Annotated in this window: 13 protein-coding genes; 5 read left to right on the forward strand and 8 right to left on the reverse strand. The window is 38.5% G+C overall.

All coding sequences use genetic code 11. The annotated features are described in order from the left end of the window. Positions 1-415: 415 nt before the first annotated feature. Together KI375_RS09590 and KI375_RS09595 are read right to left on the reverse strand one after the other, a co-directional pair. Positions 416-2,707, reverse strand: a complete 2,292-nt coding sequence (locus KI375_RS09590) for a glycoside hydrolase family 127 protein (RefSeq protein WP_374706825.1) — start codon at positions 2,705-2,707, stop codon at positions 416-418. 57 nt (positions 2,708-2,764) lie between these two features. Then, positions 2,765-3,832, reverse strand: coding sequence for a M24 family metallopeptidase (locus KI375_RS09595; protein ID WP_212973415.1), 1,068 nt, complete (start codon positions 3,830-3,832; stop codon positions 2,765-2,767). A 230-nt stretch (positions 3,833-4,062) separates the two neighbouring features. On the opposite strand from KI375_RS09595, the gene rpoN reads away from it, so the two are divergent. After that, entirely contained in the window at positions 4,063-5,382 is a 1,320-nt protein-coding gene (rpoN, locus tag KI375_RS09600; protein WP_212973281.1) for an RNA polymerase factor sigma-54, read from the forward strand. A gap of 41 nt (positions 5,383-5,423) precedes the next feature. Here the strand turns inward: rpoN and KI375_RS09605 are convergent, their stop codons facing one another. From KI375_RS09605 to KI375_RS09625, 5 genes are read right to left on the reverse strand one after another with little or no spacing between them, the layout of a single operon-like run. Beyond that, positions 5,424-6,908 (reverse strand): aldehyde dehydrogenase family protein, encoded by a 1,485-nt coding sequence (locus KI375_RS09605; RefSeq protein ID WP_212973282.1) that lies wholly within the window; start codon positions 6,906-6,908, stop codon positions 5,424-5,426. Then, entirely contained in the window at positions 6,909-7,817 is a 909-nt protein-coding gene (gene dapA, locus KI375_RS09610; protein ID WP_212973283.1) for a 4-hydroxy-tetrahydrodipicolinate synthase, read from the reverse strand. A gap of 51 nt (positions 7,818-7,868) precedes the next feature. Continuing rightward, positions 7,869-8,786 carry a proline racemase family protein gene (locus KI375_RS09615; protein ID WP_212973284.1) on the reverse strand — a complete coding sequence of 306 codons (918 nt, stop codon included), beginning with the start codon at positions 8,784-8,786 and terminating at the stop codon, positions 7,869-7,871. Between the two features lie 11 nt (positions 8,787-8,797). Continuing rightward, on the reverse strand, positions 8,798-9,823 hold the full coding sequence (locus KI375_RS09620; protein ID WP_212973285.1) for a proline racemase family protein: 1,026 nt from the start codon (positions 9,821-9,823) through the stop codon (positions 8,798-8,800). Beyond that, entirely contained in the window at positions 9,820-11,001 is a 1,182-nt protein-coding gene (locus KI375_RS09625; RefSeq protein ID WP_212973416.1) for an NAD(P)/FAD-dependent oxidoreductase, read from the reverse strand. Before KI375_RS09625 ends, KI375_RS09620 begins: the two co-directional genes overlap by 4 nt. 156 nt (positions 11,002-11,157) lie before the next feature. Between KI375_RS09625 and KI375_RS09630 the strand changes: the two genes are divergently transcribed. From KI375_RS09630 to KI375_RS09645, 4 genes are all read left to right on the forward strand, one after another. Beyond that, positions 11,158-12,870 (forward strand): sigma-54 interaction domain-containing protein, encoded by a 1,713-nt coding sequence (locus tag KI375_RS09630; protein ID WP_212973286.1) that lies wholly within the window; start codon positions 11,158-11,160, stop codon positions 12,868-12,870. Positions 12,871-13,145: 275 nt separating this feature from the next. Further along, positions 13,146-13,430 carry a (2Fe-2S)-binding protein gene (locus tag KI375_RS09635; protein ID WP_212973417.1) on the forward strand — a complete coding sequence of 95 codons (285 nt, stop codon included), beginning with the start codon at positions 13,146-13,148 and terminating at the stop codon, positions 13,428-13,430. Beyond that, a complete protein-coding gene (locus tag KI375_RS09640; RefSeq protein ID WP_212973287.1) occupies positions 13,411-13,749 on the forward strand; it encodes a (2Fe-2S)-binding protein in 339 nt (112 codons plus the stop codon). Before KI375_RS09635 ends, KI375_RS09640 begins: the two co-directional genes overlap by 20 nt. After that, a complete protein-coding gene (locus KI375_RS09645) occupies positions 13,742-14,983 on the forward strand; it encodes an NAD(P)/FAD-dependent oxidoreductase (protein WP_212973288.1) in 1,242 nt (413 codons plus the stop codon). Before KI375_RS09640 ends, KI375_RS09645 begins: the two co-directional genes overlap by 8 nt. A 169-nt stretch (positions 14,984-15,152) precedes the next feature. On the opposite strand, the gene KI375_RS09650 is transcribed toward KI375_RS09645, so the two are convergent. Next, the gene (locus tag KI375_RS09650; protein WP_212973289.1) at positions 15,153-17,531 is read right to left on the reverse strand and encodes a beta-L-arabinofuranosidase domain-containing protein; all 2,379 of its coding nucleotides are present in this window, start codon (positions 17,529-17,531) and stop codon (positions 15,153-15,155) included. Position 17,532: the final 1 nt, after the last annotated feature.

Raw genomic sequence — 17,532 nt, forward strand, 5'->3', positions numbered from 1 at the left:
CTGATATGCATTTCAATTGGCCTGATACACAGCGTTTCATAAGATAAATCTGCCATAGCATATACGTCACTCCCACCTAATGGCCACTTCTAATTGTTCTCGTTAAACTTGCTGCCGTTATGAATTCTATTAATATCTTTTAATCTCAACCCCCTTTCTTTTTTCTTTGCTATTATTACTTGCATTTTTCATGCCAAAAAAATAAATGGATTATACTATCCATGTCAACTTTTCTAAAGAAAAGAATATTTATATTAACCTTTTTTCAAATAGAGAAATACTTCCTGATTAGAGCAAAACTTTTTTACACATAAATCCTTTTATTCTAAACTCTTGGACAGCTTTTTTACGCCTTCATAAGCGTAAAAAAAAGAGTGTAGTTAATTCCCTACACTCTCTTTTAACAACTCAGTTTTTAAAGTTTGTATACATTCTTATTGACTACCCGCAAACCGAAAATCCGTCTTACTCTCCCTTGAGGATGAGCTTGGAATTTTACAGTTATATGATTCTTATCTTCATAGAACTTTGAAGGAATAACATAGTTGACATTATAGAACCTAGACGTCTCATGGAAACCTTCAATTGGTTCTACCGCTAAATGATTATCATTGATAAAAATGTCAAACTCCGTTTCTCTTCTTTGTAATTCTTTTGCATAGGTGATGACCAACATCATCTCTTCTTGATGATCTACCTTTAGATCAAAGGAAAACCATCCCCCGCCATAGGCTGTTCTACTATTCCTACTTTGCAAGGCACCAACTCGCGTATTATCCCCATCGAAACGATGATCGCGTTCTGGTTGCATTTCCCCAGGCTGAACATAATCGATTGTTGCTTTCTCTAAAATATTGATCTGTTTTCGAGCATGAAGGTAATCCTTCTGACGCTTTTCCCACTCTTCTTGTGTAAATAAGTCCCAATAAACCGAATACATTTTATCATGCATACGATAAAATGGATAAAGCTCAATATCTCTTGGATAGCCTGCTTGAACCGTTCGGAAAGTATTTATTTCCCCTTGTACGGGTTGGATCCATCCAGATAATGATTTTCCTTCAGGGATAAAGACAGGTGTATACAAAAAGTCAGTTGCTTCCTGATCACCCAATGGGCCCAATTCCCCGGCAAGTACAAGTGGTCCATACATAATAGCAGCCCTCTTTGGATTATCCGGCATTCTTTCAAGACGTAATGTCATCGGAATCTTAATTTCCACTTTATCATTGTTGGACCAAACTCGATTGATCTCAATAAAACTTCCAGGAGTGGAGTCCGATTCATAGTTTTCATCATTTATTTTGATTAAAATTCCTTGTTCAGCCCAAGATGGGTAACGGATATTCATCGTGAATTTTTCGGGGTTCGTACATTGAACACGGATATGAATATCATTTTCTTCAGGATATTTTGTTTCCTGAATTACTTTAATTCCTTTATCCCCCCAATTAAGAGCAGATGGAATATATTGATTCACGTATAATTGGTCTTCATTGTGAAAGTAAATGCTATTTCCATAGCTCGCATGATTTTCCATTCCGGTGCCAACACAACATGTAAAATGATCAAATTTATGATTATAGTCCTTGTAGCCCCCCATATCCAATGACAAAAAGTAGGTAACTCCTCCTTCTAAAGGATCTTGAGAAGCTAGTATATGATTAAAGAGAGCCCTTTCATAGTAATCGGCTGCTTTTGTAGAACGATTCCATTCAAATAAATGCTTCGTAAGTTTTAACATATTATACGTATTACAAGTTTCAGTCGTATGCGGGCCAAGTCGATCGCTAAGTTGATCTGGTGTACCAAAATACTCTTCAAAACTATGCCCGCCAGTAACATAAGAATGATGATCAATAACCTGTTCCCAAAAGAATTCAGCTATCTCTTTCCGTTTCATATCATTTGTCAGTTCATATTCCCTTGCAAGGCCAATAATCTTAGGAATTTGTGTATTAGCATGTCTTCCTGGTAAACTATCCTTCTGCTCTGAAAGGGGATCGAGAATTTGCTTATGCCAAAATCGTTGAGCTAGATTCAGATATTTTTCATTCCCTGTATCAGCATATAAATCAACCAATACCTCATTTATCCCGCCAAACTCGCATTCCATTACTTCTTGCATTTGCTCCTCATCAAGTTTAGAAAATATAGAATCAAGCCAGTCAGCTAATTTAATAGCGATATAAAGGGCTTTAGTATTCTCAACAAGATGCAATGAATCACGTAAACCAGCAAATAACTTATGGATTGTATAAAGAGGGGCCCATAAACCATTTAGATCAAACCCTTTTGATTCAATTTCCCCCTCCGAAACTTGTTGGAACACTTCTTTTGCATTTGGAATACCTGAAACATAACCATCTCCATGAGCTTCTTGACATTGACTAAGTTCATCAATAATATAATCGATCCGTGTTTTGAAGCGGTAATCATCTAACGAGGCATAAAGCATCGCACAAGCCGATAAATAATGACCAAGTGTGTGCCCTGATAAACTCATCGCTTCCCAGCCCTCATACTGAGTCGCCTTTGCTTCCAAGCCTGCATATTCTCTAAATCTAGCCAATAACCGATCTGGTTCAAGTTGCAGTAAATAATCGCGGTTCAGATCCATCGCATGTTTAAAAGGTCCATCCAACACGTTGACATCTTTCAAATGGAAAGGTTTTGCCTTCGTTTCGATACTCATTTCTAGCATCATCATTCCCCCTTAAAATTAAATGTGAGTACTTAGAAGTACAACTGGATTCGATCCTTCTTAAAGGATCATAAGCTCTCGTGGTGACTTTGTTAATATTTCATTACCATTTTGTTTAATGAATAGATCATCTTCAATTCTGACGCCACCTAAATTAGGAAGATAAATACCCGGTTCTACCGTAATGACCATACCTGATTGGATAACTTGAGCCGATTTAGGTGATAAAAATGGATCTTCATGTATCATTAACCCAATACCATGGCCAGCTCCATGACCAAAATACTCCCCATAACCTTGAAGTTCAATGAAATCACGAACAATTGCATCTGCTTGTTTTGCAGGCATTCCATGTTCGATTACTGCCGTACATTGTAATAATGCATCTAGAACAATCTGATAAATTTCTTTTAATTTCGGATCAGGTTCTCCAACAGCAACCGTTCTCGTCATATCTGATCGATATCCCTCATATAATGCGCCAAAATCAAGTGTAACCATATCCCCTTTTTCAATTACTTTTTCACTAGCAACACCATGAGGGAGGGCTGACCGAAAACCTGAGGCAACGATAATCATGGAAGAATTGGAAGTTGCTCCATTTTTTCGCATGTAAAATTCAAGCTCATTGGCAACATCAATCTCGGTAACACCTGGACGAATAAAGTCTAGAATATGATCAAACGCCAAATCAGCAATTGAAGCTGCTTTCCGAAGTTTTCCAACTTCCCTTTCCGTCTTGATTAGGCGGAGACTTTCAACGACATTAGTCGTTGGATAAAGTTCAACATTAACCTCCTCTTTTAATTGTAAATAAAAATCATAAGTGACATAACTTGACTCAAAACCAAGTTTCCTCATTTCCTCCCTTTTAACAAGCTGAACGATTGTATCCATCATAGAAGCTGACTGACCGCAAATAATGATTTCATAGCCTGTGATTTGTTCATGAGCCTGTTTGTCATAACGGAAGTCTGTTAAAAAAATAGCTTTAGTTCGAGAAACGATGACAACCCCAGAAGTCCCTGTAAAATTTGTTAGGTAGCGTACGTTTTCTGGCTTACTAATAAACATTCCATCAATCTGAAGCTTTTCGAGTTGCTTTCTAATCTTCTCTAGCATTGAAATTAAATCCTCCCTTACTTATTAATTTTTAATATTCTTCACTTTAGAACATGCAAGTCTTATGCCAAACTTTCCATATAAGCGATTTCTTCCAATTCTTCGATCCGTTGCAACTTCAAGACAAATAGATGGCATAATAATTGTGCAAAAGGGTGTGGAATATTGTATAGTATATTGAAAAACATCAAAAGATTTGGTTATTTATGAAAGATCCAAGAAAGGAGGTAATAAAATTGGAATTAGGTTTGTTTCAAAAGCAAACAACAAATCTGGTCATGACAACAGAATTGAGACAAGCGATTGCCTTATTACAGTATTCAACAATGGAATTAGCACAATTTATCCAGGAACAAGCACTAGAAAACCCACTTATTGAACTGGAAGAAAAGAAACAAAAGATACAGATTGGGGAAACCTATGAGGTTCCAAGGAGAAATTATACAAAAAATAATGAATCGCTAGGTCCATTAGATTTAATTGCAGAAGAAAAAGGAAGATTGTCGGAAAGTCTATTGGAACAAGTCCAATGGTTAGATATATCCGCAAGAGATCGCACTATATTAAAGTTTCTAATCCATAGCTTAGACGAAAATGGATATTTAACTATCAGTAGTATTGAAGCAGCCACTCATCTGTCGATTGGAAATCATATTGTTGAAAGGAATATTAAAAGATTACAAGCTTTAGAGCCAATAGGCGTAGGTTCAAGAAGCTTAAAAGAATGTTTACTTTTACAATTGCAAGCCTATTATCCTGAAAAAGAATTAGCTGCCAAAATAATAAGTGATCATCTTGAAATATTTGCACATAAAAAATGGCAAGAGCTTGCACAGAAATTACGTGTTACATTAAATGACATTAAAGACGTTGCAAATTGTATCCGAACTCTCCATCCGAAGCCTTGTAACGGGATTGAATATGATTCAACGAAATATTTGGTTCCTGATATTACGATTGCAAAAGAGCATGATGAATACATCGTCTCTTTAAATGATAATTTTCTACCTGGGATTCGTTTGAACAAAACCTATAAAGAGATGTTGTCCCAAAATAATGAAACCGCTAACTATTCCCATGAAAAATATAACCATTATAAATGGCTAACCAGAAGTATCGAACAACGTCGGAATACTTTGTTGAAAATTACTACTGTTCTTATTGATAAACAAAGGGAATTTTTAGAGCATGGCTTTTATATGCTTCAGCCCTTAACATTAAAGGAGATCGCCCATACAATTGATATGCATGAATCTTCCGTAAGTCGGGCAGTTAAAAACAAAGTGATTCAAACACCGAAAGGGACGTTCGAAATGCAGCAGTTATTTACATCCAAGTTAAAAATAGATGACGGTGGTCATACCTCTTCAGCAAGAGTGAAAATTTTAATTAAAACCGTTATCGAAAAGGAGAATAAAAGTAAACCTCTTTCAGATCAGAAAATAGCGGAATATTTATATGAACATAATAAAATCAGCATCTCAAGACGAACAGTCGCCAAATATAGGGAAGAATTAACTTTGCCATCTTCGAGTAAACGAAAGGAGTTTTTCTAAAATTGGAAAGGGCTTCCACTTACGTAGAAGCCTTCTCCTTATTACTGTAGATTCACCCAAATACTTTTTACTTCTGTATAGTTATCCAATGCATAACTCCCCATTTCTCTTCCGATTCCGGATTGCTTATAGCCACCAAATGCAGCTGCGGGATTTTCAAGGTTATAATCATTGATCCAAACGGTTCCAGCTTTAATGCGATGGGCCACATAATGAGCACGCTTAATATCCGATGTCCATACACCTGCTGCTAAACCGAAATTACTATCATTTGCCCTTTTGATCACTTCTTCAGTTGTATCAAATGCAAACACAGTAACGACCGGGCCAAAGATTTCCTCTTGCGCAATCGTCATATCATCTCCTACATCAGCAAACACCGTAGGAGTAATAAAATAACCTTTATCAAAGGCCTTTTTGCCTCCTGTTACTAATCTGGCTCCTTCTTCAATTCCTTTTTGAATATAGTTCAACACCCGATTACATTGTTCCTCCGACACTAATGGCCCCATCTCCGCTTCTGAAGATAAACCTTCACCCAATTTCACCTTCCGTGACCGGGCAGCCAATTCAGCAACTACCTTATTATAATGTGCTCGATGAACATAAACACGAGATCCAGCACTACAATTCTGACCATGGTTATACATTATTCCTTGAAAGGCGCCTTCAATCGCTTTATCGATATCAGCATCTTCAAAAATGATATTCGGTGATTTTCCTCCGAGTTCAAGCGTTACATGTTTAACTGTTTTAGCGGCCTCACGCATAATTTCTTTCCCGACAACGGTTGAGCCTGTAAAGGCAATTTTATCGATATTTTGATGTCTGACGATCGCAGCACCAGCTGTTTGTCCAAACCCAGGTACAAAATTGACCACCCCATCAGGAAAACCGGCCTCTTTAAACAATCTTGCTACATAAAGTACCGAGAGTGGCGTTTGTTCTGCCGGCTTTAGAACGACTGTACAACCTGTTGCAAGCGCTGCTCCTAATTTCCATGATGCCATTAACAGCGGGAAATTCCAGGGGATGATCTGACCAACAACCCCTATCGGCTCATGTGTTGTATAATGTAAATAATCTGGGTGTATTGGGGTTGTTTGCCCTAATACCTTTGTTGCCCAACCCGCATAATACCGGAAATGTTCAATAGTCCCGGAGATATCATCTTCCAAAGCCACATAATACGGTTTTCCATTATCCAATGCTTCCAGCTGGGCTAATTCCATCTTATTTTCCTCGATAAGATCAGCCAATTTATAAATCAGATGAGACCGTTCAGCTGCACTTAATCGCGGCCACTCTCCTTCTTCAAACGCTCGCCGCGCTGCCTGCACTGCCCGATCAATATCCATTTCTTCTGCCTCACTCACTTTAGCAAGTACTTCTTCCGTAGCAGGATTGGTTACTGAAAATGTTTTTTCAGAGATTGCTGAAACAAATTCACCATTTATATATAATGGGATTTCGCCAGACAAAAATTCTCTTACCCTAGGTTTTAACTCGATATTTGAGGTAATCACTTATATCCACTCCTTTTCATTTTCAAAGACTCCTAGACTTTCTAAGATACTTTGAAGCTTTGCATCTTCTTCCGTTGAAAGAGGGAGCCTAGGTTTCCGAGATGGTCCACCGGCAAGTCCTTGTAATTCCATTGCTCGTTTGACAATCTGTACATATTTTCCAGATTCCTCTAAAAAGCGGCAAAGTGGTAAAAGAGAATCATATATCTTCCAAGCAACTTCTAGTTGCTTTTTTTGGACCATAACAAATAAATCAGTCACTAGTCGTGGCGCAATATTCCCCGCAACTGAGATCCATCCCGTCGCCCCCACTAAAAAAGATTCCAACGCTAGATCATCTGCTCCACAAAATGTCTGAATATATGAACTGCCTTGTCTTGTAAGGTCGCGAACTTTTCGAATATCACCACTAGATTCTTTTATATGTGTAATATTCTCTATTCCACGTCCAACTTTTAAGATTAAATCAGTACTCATATTGACCCCCGAGGTATACGGATTATTATAAATCATAACAGGAAAGACAACTGAGCTTGCAATCGTTTTAAAATGTTCATAGAGTTCATTTTCTTTTGGATGGGCATAGTAAGAATTAATGAGTAAAGCGGCATCTGCCCCGACAGACTCTGCTTGCCTCGTATATATTACGGCATCACTCGTTGTTTCAGCCGCTGTCCCTACAATCAGGGGAATCCGTCCATTTACCTGTTCTGCCGCAATTTCTGCCACACGGAAACGCTCTTCTTTCGTCAAACTCACAAATTCACCTGTACTCCCATTCACGACAATTCCTGCTACTTGATTTTGAATAAAATGCTCAATATTCTCTTTTAATCCCGACCAATTGATTTCACCGTTCTGTTCCATCGGTGTAATTAATACAGGAAATACTCCTTCTAGTTTCTTCATTTACTCCATTCCCTTCACAATAAAATGGTTCATACTCATTAGAAGTGACTACTATTTTAGTAAAAATCCTTCCTTAAATGGATCTCGATGGTCATAAATAAACTCGTGTGTACCAGTAATAAACGCCCTAGTTTTTACGAAAAAGCGATTGGTTGTATCAGCTATCTTATGTGCAGTCAAGGTACTTGAAAATATACTTTCATTTATAACCGAATTCATTGGTTTTTCCACCGCCAATTTAGCAAAGATCGCAAATGTACTATCGATTCCTGGAGAACGGACAATCCCCCCATCTTTTGCAAACGTCAGGGAACGGACCTTATTGGCTAAACCGGAAAAGGATTCATATAAAATCACACCATCCATTTGAACATTTTCAGCCCCTATCTGTCTTGCGATCGCATTTCCCCATGTTTGTAAGGGGATCATTTGCTCAAGTTGGATAGCAGGAATATGTCTGGGCAGTGGAAAAATTAAATAATGACGAGTCCCATCTACAGCTACGACACTGAATTCCGCATTTTCTTCTAAAAGCACACATTCTTCACTTTCAATCGAAACGGAGACGACAGACTGGTTTTCAACGATCGCCTCTACTTGATAAATACCATTAAGCGTTTCAATCTTATATATATTCATAATACTTTTTTCAAGATTTCCAGTTTCCAATAATGCTGTAACTGTCGCTATTAATCCACTATATTTAAATGATGTATCTTCATCATGTCCTAAAAAGAGAAGGGCAAAATCAGCCACTTCGGATGTAGTGACGATACATCCATTCATACCGCGATGTCCTCTAGGTTCATTTAATAAAAGTTGTTGTTCTCTTTTATATCCTTCCTTCAGGAGACGATAATTTCCCATAAGATCTTTTTTCTTTAGCTTTATAGGTGAGTTGATAATAATTCGGAAAGCCTCACCACATACATGGGTATCAATCGTAAAACTCATGCTATCAACGTCCATTTATTCACCTTCTAACAATGATTTTGCATTGGGGGGATTAGTAAATAACCTTCTTTTAATGGATCATCATCTTGATAAAAAAAACGATGCATTCCCATTATCCATGCTGATCCTGTTATTTCGGCAACCACTGCATGGGTAGTGTTCACCTTTGTCTTCTGAAGCACTCTTGCCTTAAATAATGAACCGACAATACTCTCATGAATAAACAGTTCATTCATTAGGATTTCTCCTTTGGAAAACATAGTAGCAATCTTTGCTGATGTCCCTGTCCCACAAGGAGAACGGTCAATTCCACCAGGTGGAACAACGACAGTATTTTTCACATTAGCATCAGGATGGATAGGATCTGTATAAAACTCGATATGGGTTAGACCTTTAATAAACGAGAATTCGGGATGGATCACTTCTTCAGTTGCATTGATTGCATTGCGAATCATGATAGCCTTTTCGATAATATTTGATGCATTTTCTACCGTTAATTGTAAGTTGATTTTGTGGGCATCAATAATTCCATAAAAGTTTCCCCCGTATGCAATATCGCATTCTACCTCCCCAATTCCATCCACATATAATTGGATAGACTTTAAAAAGAAGGAAGGAACATTTGTAAACGAAACTTCTTCGGCAATCCCATTTATTACCTTTATCTTTACTTCTATCAAACCGGCCGGTGTGTCTATTTTCACAAAGGTGTAGGGTTCCATCACTTCAATCAAACCAGCCTCAATTAAAGCTGTACAGCAACCAATTGTATCATGACCACACATAGGTAGATAACCACCGGTTTCGATATAAATCACACCAATATCAGCCTCAGGATGGCATGGTTCAACTAATATGGCGCCTGACATCACAGCATGTCCTCGAGGTTCATTCATCAAAAATTTTCTAATCCAATCATAATTATTTTTCATATAGAGCATTTTATCAGCCATTGTGTTACCTCGAAGAATAGGCAGTCCACTGATTAATGTTCTTGTCGGATTTCCCCCTGTATGTGTATCAATTGTTGTAAAAACGCGTTGGAAGTTCATGTAGAGATCATCCCTTCCTTAAATCGTTCATTTCGGAGCGGATGAATCGGCATGGACGTTTCCTTCTCGTTTAATATTTCCTCCATTAATTTTCCAGTGATCGCGGCAAGTGAAATTCCATCCCCTTCATGACCCGCTGCAATGTAAAATCCCGGAACTTCTTCCACTGGTGAAATAATCGGCAAATGATCTTCTGTCCACGGGCGTAATCCTGCATAGGTTCTAATCACTGTCATATCCGCTATTTTGGGATAAAACCTTAATGTTCGTTTTGCCATCAGTTTTGTTATTTCTTGATTGACTTTTAAATCAAAACCACAAAACTCACGACTACTCCCAATAAGAAAGTTTTGACTTTCAGTTGGTTCAAATACTAAAGCAATTCCGTATTTTTCAAAGAGTGGATCGACTGCTCTTTCTCCACCAAATTTTGACATAAGGTAACCAAACTCCATCACCTTTCTCAAACCTACAGATTGTTGTCTTGATGCTACAATAAGTTGGCCTTTTCTCGGTTTGATTGGAATAGTAACATCCAACATTTCGCCAATAATGGGCGCCCAAATCCCACATGCATTTACTACTCTATTAGCCGTAAACATTCCATCACTTGTTTCAATAACAAATTGTTTAACCGCATTCTTTTGGATATTTCTAACTTCTGTTTTTGTACGAATTTTTGCACCTAAATGTTTGGCACCGTCTAACATTGAATATGTCAACATATATGGATTGACCGTTGAATCTGTTTTACATTCCAGACCACCTAGTAAGTCATCCGCAAAATATCGAGATTCATTCCGTAAATCTTCTTGATCTAACATATGGAAGTCTAGACCTATCGCTTGTTGCTTCTGAACCCATTGATGAGCGGCTTCCATTTCCAACTCGTTTTCACATACCAAAATACTACCCGGATTACGGTATTCAAAAGGTACTTCTAATTCTTTACTTAATTCATGAACAAGTTGTTGACTCTTCAAAGACATCTGACTGTCGAATCCGGGGGCCTTATCAATAGCTAGTATATTCCCATCGCATCGGGAAGAGGTACCACTTGCCAGTTCATGTTTTTCCAAAATAGTGATATCTAGTCCCCCTTTCACCCCATAGTAGGCGATAGCTGCCCCAATAATGCCTCCTCCAATGACAACAACATCACAATGATTCGTCCTTATAATGCATTCACCCCTTCCAATAATTTAAAGTAATAAAATGCAATTATTATGCCAATACTTAAATTACTTTTTTTTCGAAAAATTGCATTTTTTACACCAGCATGTCAAAATATTTTAAAGGTTGTCAATAAACTTACACACTGAAAGGGGATCCTTATGTTTTTATTACAAAATGAGATGACGGATTTTATTTCTACCAATATGATCGTTCTAGAAGAAGGACACAAGAACATTGAACAATTTGTGTATGAAAAAACAATATCCAATCCAGAAACAGAAATATTTCTTCGCAAACAAAATAGCGTATACACTATAAAATATCAAAAAAATCTGCCAATTTTCAGCAAAAAATGTAGAACAATTTCCCCGTCTACGGATATACAGGAATTGATTAAACTATTTGGAAATAGCAAACAACACGATGAATCACGAGTCATTGTTATGCAGCACAAAAAGGACATTGTCGGTTTTATTCGTATCCAAAGTTTCTTATCTTCGCTTTTCTATAAATATCAAAAACTAGATGTCTACTTCCAGACGGTATTAGACACCATTGATACATCTTGTACAGTAATAGATCAAGAGAAAAAGGTATTAGTATGGACAAAAGGAGCAGAAAAAATATTTACCATTAAAAAGGAGGAAATTCTGGGTAAGGTCATTACAGATTTTTTCCATCGGGATGATTTGGAGATTGTTACAACACTTGAACAAGGAACCTCTGAAACTTTCAAACAACATCATGCAAGAAATAATCTAATTGTTTTAATTAATTCAAACCCTGTGCGATTAAATAAACAGATTATTGGTGCCGTTGTTTCAGAAACAGATATTACAAGCCAAGTTCGAATGAATCGTGAATTATTTACCATATCCGAAAAAATGATAAAACTCGAAAAGGAAATGAAAGCCCATTCAAATGTGAATAATCCCTTTATACATATAAAAGGAAACAGTCTCCCTTTGAAAGAGACAATCAATAAAACTAGTAAAGCGGCCTCAACACCAGCTAATATATTAATTCTCGGTGAGAGTGGTGTTGGCAAAGAGCTGTTCGCAAAAGCGATCCATGATCTAAGAGAACAAAAAAATGCACCATTTGTCCCCATCAATTGTGGTGCCATTCCTTCAGCTCTTTTTGAAAGTGAATTATTTGGTTACGAAAAAGGTGCCTTTTCGGGTGCTGATCATAAAGGAAAAAAGGGAAAAATAGAACTTGCTAAAAACGGTACTCTATTTTTGGATGAAATTGGCGAAATGCCAATGGAGATGCAAGTGAAGTTGTTGAGGGTGCTTCAAGAAAAACGCTACTTTCCTGTTGGAGGTACAAAAGAAATCGAAGTTGATTTTAGAATTATAGCTGCAACCAATCGAGATTTATTACAAAGAATCCACGAAGAAAGCTTTCGAGAAGACCTATATTACCGATTAAATGTGGTCAGTTTAGAAATCCCACCGTTAAGAAAACGAATCGAAGATGTGATTGAGCTAACCCATTACTTTCTATATGAATTCTCTGTCAAATATCATCGGCCTGTCCATGGGATCTCACAAGAGGTCATGCAAGCACTACTGCAATATCGATGGCCCGGAAATATTCGAGAATTGCGGAATGTCATCGAAAGACTTGTTGTTTTTTCAGAAAACGGAGAACTAAATATTGCAGACTTACCATTTTACGATGAAGCAGAAAAAAATAAAGTAAATGAACACCTAGCTCTAAGCCAGAGATTACAACGTTACGAAAAAGAAATTATTATTAATGAGTTGGAGAAAACAAAGGGAAACAAACTATTATGTGCTCAAAATCTACATATATCTCGCGCTACCCTTTATAATCGTATGAATAAATTGGGCATACACGAATAATTATCATGAGAGGCCGAGAGAAAAGTATTTTCATTCATTGCCTTGGCGGAGGAAATATCTGTAGTCTCCTGCGGGTGAAGTGCGAGAGCACGAGGAAACTCACCAGTCGTTCGCGGAAAGCGAAATATATTTCCGGAGCAGGGTATAAGTTCGGTTTTATCTATATTCTTTGAAAGGTTAGCTTTTTAGTTATGCCCCAGCCTTTTTATCCATTTGGCCCGAAACTTGCATAATTACATACTGAAAATATAAATCTTCATCAATTGGGGTGTTCAATTTTGGAAAATAATTCATTCATTATCTGTAGATGTGAGGAAGTTTCTTATCAAAAACTCTCAGAAACGATGGCTGCCTTTCATTGTTCTCCTAGAGAGTTAAAATTACGGACTAGAGCAGGGATGGGATATTGTGGAGGAAGAGTCTGCCGAACATTAATTGATGAAATTGCCCATTCAATGAATCCGAGGCAAGACGAGATTACATTAAAATACCAACCTCCAATAAGACCGGTAAGTTTTGGAGAATTAGGAGGTGTAAATAATGACAAACAGAATACTTGACCATCCTGTATTAGATAAGATTGATGGGCAACTAGAAATATCTTTCCGTTTCGATAATCAAGTATTCACTGCAAGAAAGGGAGAAACACTCGCAGCAGCATTATTAGCTAATGGGATCCGTCGTTTGCGTGAACATGAAGAAAGTGGGGCTCCGCGAGGAATCTATTGCAATATTGGACATTGCTATGAATGCAGATTAACAGTCGATGGAAAAACAGGCGTAAGAGCCTGTTTAACCCTAGTCAAAGAAGGTATGATTGTTGAAAGTATAATGAAGTTCCCTACTCCTCTCAAGAATGGGGGTATAAGCCATGAGTGAGGTCATTATTATAGGGGCTGGACCTGCAGGTTTGTCTGCTGGGATTATATGTGCAAAATATGGTTTAAAGGTGCTTATTCTTGATGAATTTATGTTTGCCGGCGGTCGCCTTTTAGGTCAATTATATCAAGAGCCGAATGGGGTTTGGTGGAATGGAATAGAAGAATCAAAGAAATTAGCAGAAGAAGCCACCCACCTCGGTGTAAATATTCAATTAAATACATCTATTTATAATATCGAAAAAGACGGAATGCAATGGACTGTTTATACAGAGCAAAACATTTTCAAAACTCCCTTTTTACTTCTTGCTACTGGCGCAGCGGAAGCTCCCCTCCCTATACGGGGATGGACTTTACCGGGAGTTATGTCCATTGGTGCAGCACAAGTCATGACAAATGTTCATCGAGTAAAGCCTGGAAAGAAAGGGATTATCATAGGAATTAATGTTCTTTCTGTGGCTATAGCAACCGAGCTGAAATTAGCTGGCGTGGAATTATCTGCCCTTACATTACCAACGCGAACTAAAGTAACAGAAAAATTTGCTAACCCGATTAGTACTCTCGATTCTCTTGCCAGTTTAGCTCATTTAGCCCCAAATAAATTCATTCAACGATCAGGACTTTTTTTAAGAAAGGACTTTTTCAGAAAAATGGTCCTTGCGCTTTATCCAAAAAAAGGGATTAAAATAGCAGGAATTCCATTCCAGTTGAAAAAAGCTGTAATTGATATTTATGGAGAAAATTCAGTGGAGGGGGTAACGATTGCCAGTATCGATCGGAAAGGTAAAGTAATCCCTAACAGCGAAAAGAAGATTGAAGTTGACTTTGTTTGTATTGCTGGGGGGCTTTATCCCCTAGCCGAACTCGCAGCGCTTGCCGGATGTCCATTTTATTATATAGAGGAACTAGGTGGCCATGTTCCCCTGCATAATGAAAAAATGGAGACAACAATGGAAGGTCTATTTGTAGCTGGTAATATTACGGGTATTGAGGGCGCAAAAGTGGCAATTGCTCAAGGTACAACTGCGGGATTATCGATCGTTCATAAATCTGGTATAAATGTGGAAAAGGAACTTGAGAATTCTATAAAAAAGACTAACGAAACGAGAGAGAATGCTCTTATTCAATTTCACCCTAAAATCGCACAAGGTAAGCGAGCAGTTTTTAAAAAGTGGGATCAGTTTCAAGTGAATGGATCTAGAATTGGTGATACTCGTCTATCCCCCGAGCATTAAGTTGATTTAAGCCTAATGCTTGGGATGGTGATTCTATTTTGAAGCCTCGCTTCTCGTTAAAATATCCTTGTCAATCTCCTTTCCTTAAAACGGAGAGAAGATTGACAACCCCTCATTGGTAATTCCTGTTTTTGCTACAAATCAATTATGTTCCTTCTTAATCTATCTTTTAAGAACCATTTATGTAAAGCGGCCTAACCACAATATAATCAAGTTCATAAAATCCTTGATCCTTCATAAATGTGATCGTATTAGAGCCTTTATTTAATGGAACCTCTATTTTGATGGCCATGAAACGGCCCCAGCCACGTGTACCTTGATATGTCAAAACATATTCTTCGTTATTGACAATCATTTTGCCAGTTGCTGAGTTATAACCATTTCCATTGGCAAACCAAATATCGATGTTGTACTGCCCCTCTTCTGGAACAATAACTTGATTGAATTTCACGTAGCTTTCCGCAAAATCGATGCCGCCAACATAGCTACCTTCAGATGCATGAGGTTCATTCTTCCTGATCTCTGCATGGAATATTTCTGCTTGTTCCGCCTCATATTTAGCAGCTCCTGTCTCCGTCAAGCTCTCTGTTACTTCCGGAAAATAGGTGATACGCAGATTCTGGGCGCCATAAGGAACCAAGGTAATCTCTTCCGTAGGCTCTGTTGAGAGAATTGGACCTACAGGGGGTTCGTCAGCTTCTACATGATTGGCTGCTTTTCCCCAAGTTGGAAGTTTCTTTGCTTGCGCTACAAGCTTAACCGGAGTTAGCTCTTGCTGGAACGGATTCTCAGGCATTGGCCTTGTCACCACATTAATGAATTTCTCCGGATTCTTTCGGTCCATGAGCAACCCATAGTTCCATGCATTATCCGTCTTTACATGATACTCGTTAAAACCCAAAGCAGATGGATCGAATTCAGGTAAATCCGCTATTGGCTTATGTTTAATCTGCCAATTTTCCTTCATTTGTAAGGAGTACACAAGTGGACCGCGTTCAATACCAATGGAATGATTGACCCATGTTGTCGTTTTCAGCTTCATTGGCAGGTGAAGAACAACCTTGTCACCCGTCTTCCATTCTTCCGTGATACTTACATACTCCCCCGCTTTCACAGCTTCCACCGGTTCCCCATTAACCGTAACACTAGGTTTAACTGTCCAAGCCGGAATTCGTAGCTTTAAGGGAAAACTCACTTTTTGAGACGTGGTGATAACAAATTGAATTTGATCCTCAAATGGATAATTTGTCGTCTCTTTAATGGTTACATTCACATCTTTTAATCTCACCGATACCTGACTTGGTCCATAAGCAATCACGCCAATGCCCCCGTCTGCAGTGGCAGCCCACATGTTCTTCACAAAATAGGGCCAGCCCATATGCATATTGAAACGACAGCACGCAAAACCAGAGGTTGGGGAAGGCATCGTACCATTAGAATAGTCTTGCTTAAAACCATGATCAGCATAATCACTCTCTACCTGGTTCGGTAAAGAATAATATTGATGGTTTTTGACTTGTTTATCCATAGCTCCAGGCAAGGAATTAAAAGCAATTTTTTCTAAATCATCACCAATATGTGGATCACCAAGAATCATTGTTACTGCGCCATTACTTTGTATTCGTTCCGTAATGGCGCAAAGCTCTACTCCCTGTGTGGAGGAAATTCCAGCAAGCATTTCAGTACCTGCTGTCATGCCTGTAATCTGATTATGATTGGATAAGTTTTTAACTCCGACCTTGAAGGCATCACGATCGGTTTCGGAATGCGAACGTTGATAATAAATCGCAGGCATTTTAATCGATTGATTCACATTGACCGTATGGGTTGGGTGAAAATCATCCCCAAAGTCTTGAAACTTATTATAGGTAAACAGATCTGTAATCGGATAGCCTTGGCCTGCGAGCATGTCTGCCAGCTCAAGCAAGAATTTATCCTCCGTGTGGTTGTACAACCATAAAACGGTGTCGATATTATCTCCAACACGCATTTTCCCCCAATCTCTCAAAGGGCGATGAGGCAAATGCGCAGCCTGATACTTAAAATAGTTTGTCATAAATGGAAGAACTCGTTCATCACTCGTTGCTTCATAATAATCTTTCAACGCATAAAGAGCGACCATCCGCGGCCACCAGTCGTCATTCGTTTCTGGACCGAAAAATCCATCCTTACGCTGACTTGCCAAAATGGCATTGATCCATTTTTGGGAAGTGACAATGAGTTCTTCGTCATTTAACGTGTAGGCAAGAGCAACTAAACCCTTCAAATAATAAACAGGGCGTTCCCAATCGGATTCGGGAGCCGTGCCTCCAAGCCAAGCCGCCTCTTCTCCCAATTCACTATACAACTTTTCCGCATAACCGGTAGCCCCCGCTCGCTGGAGTTCGAGTTGCTTTAGCAACCACCCTTTAGCCGCGACTGATCCAAGAGGCAATGGTGTAAACGGCGTCTCAATAAGCGGTTTTTTGTTGGCAACTGGAGCCTTAAACAGTTTTCCTGATTCCCTATTTGCACTTGCTATCGGCGGCTGTGTATTGTGATTTGCCAAT

The sequence above is a fragment of the Bacillus sp. J14TS2 genome, assembly GCF_018333015.1.
Classification (GTDB): Bacteria; Bacillota; Bacilli; order Bacillales; family Bacillaceae_C; genus Lederbergia.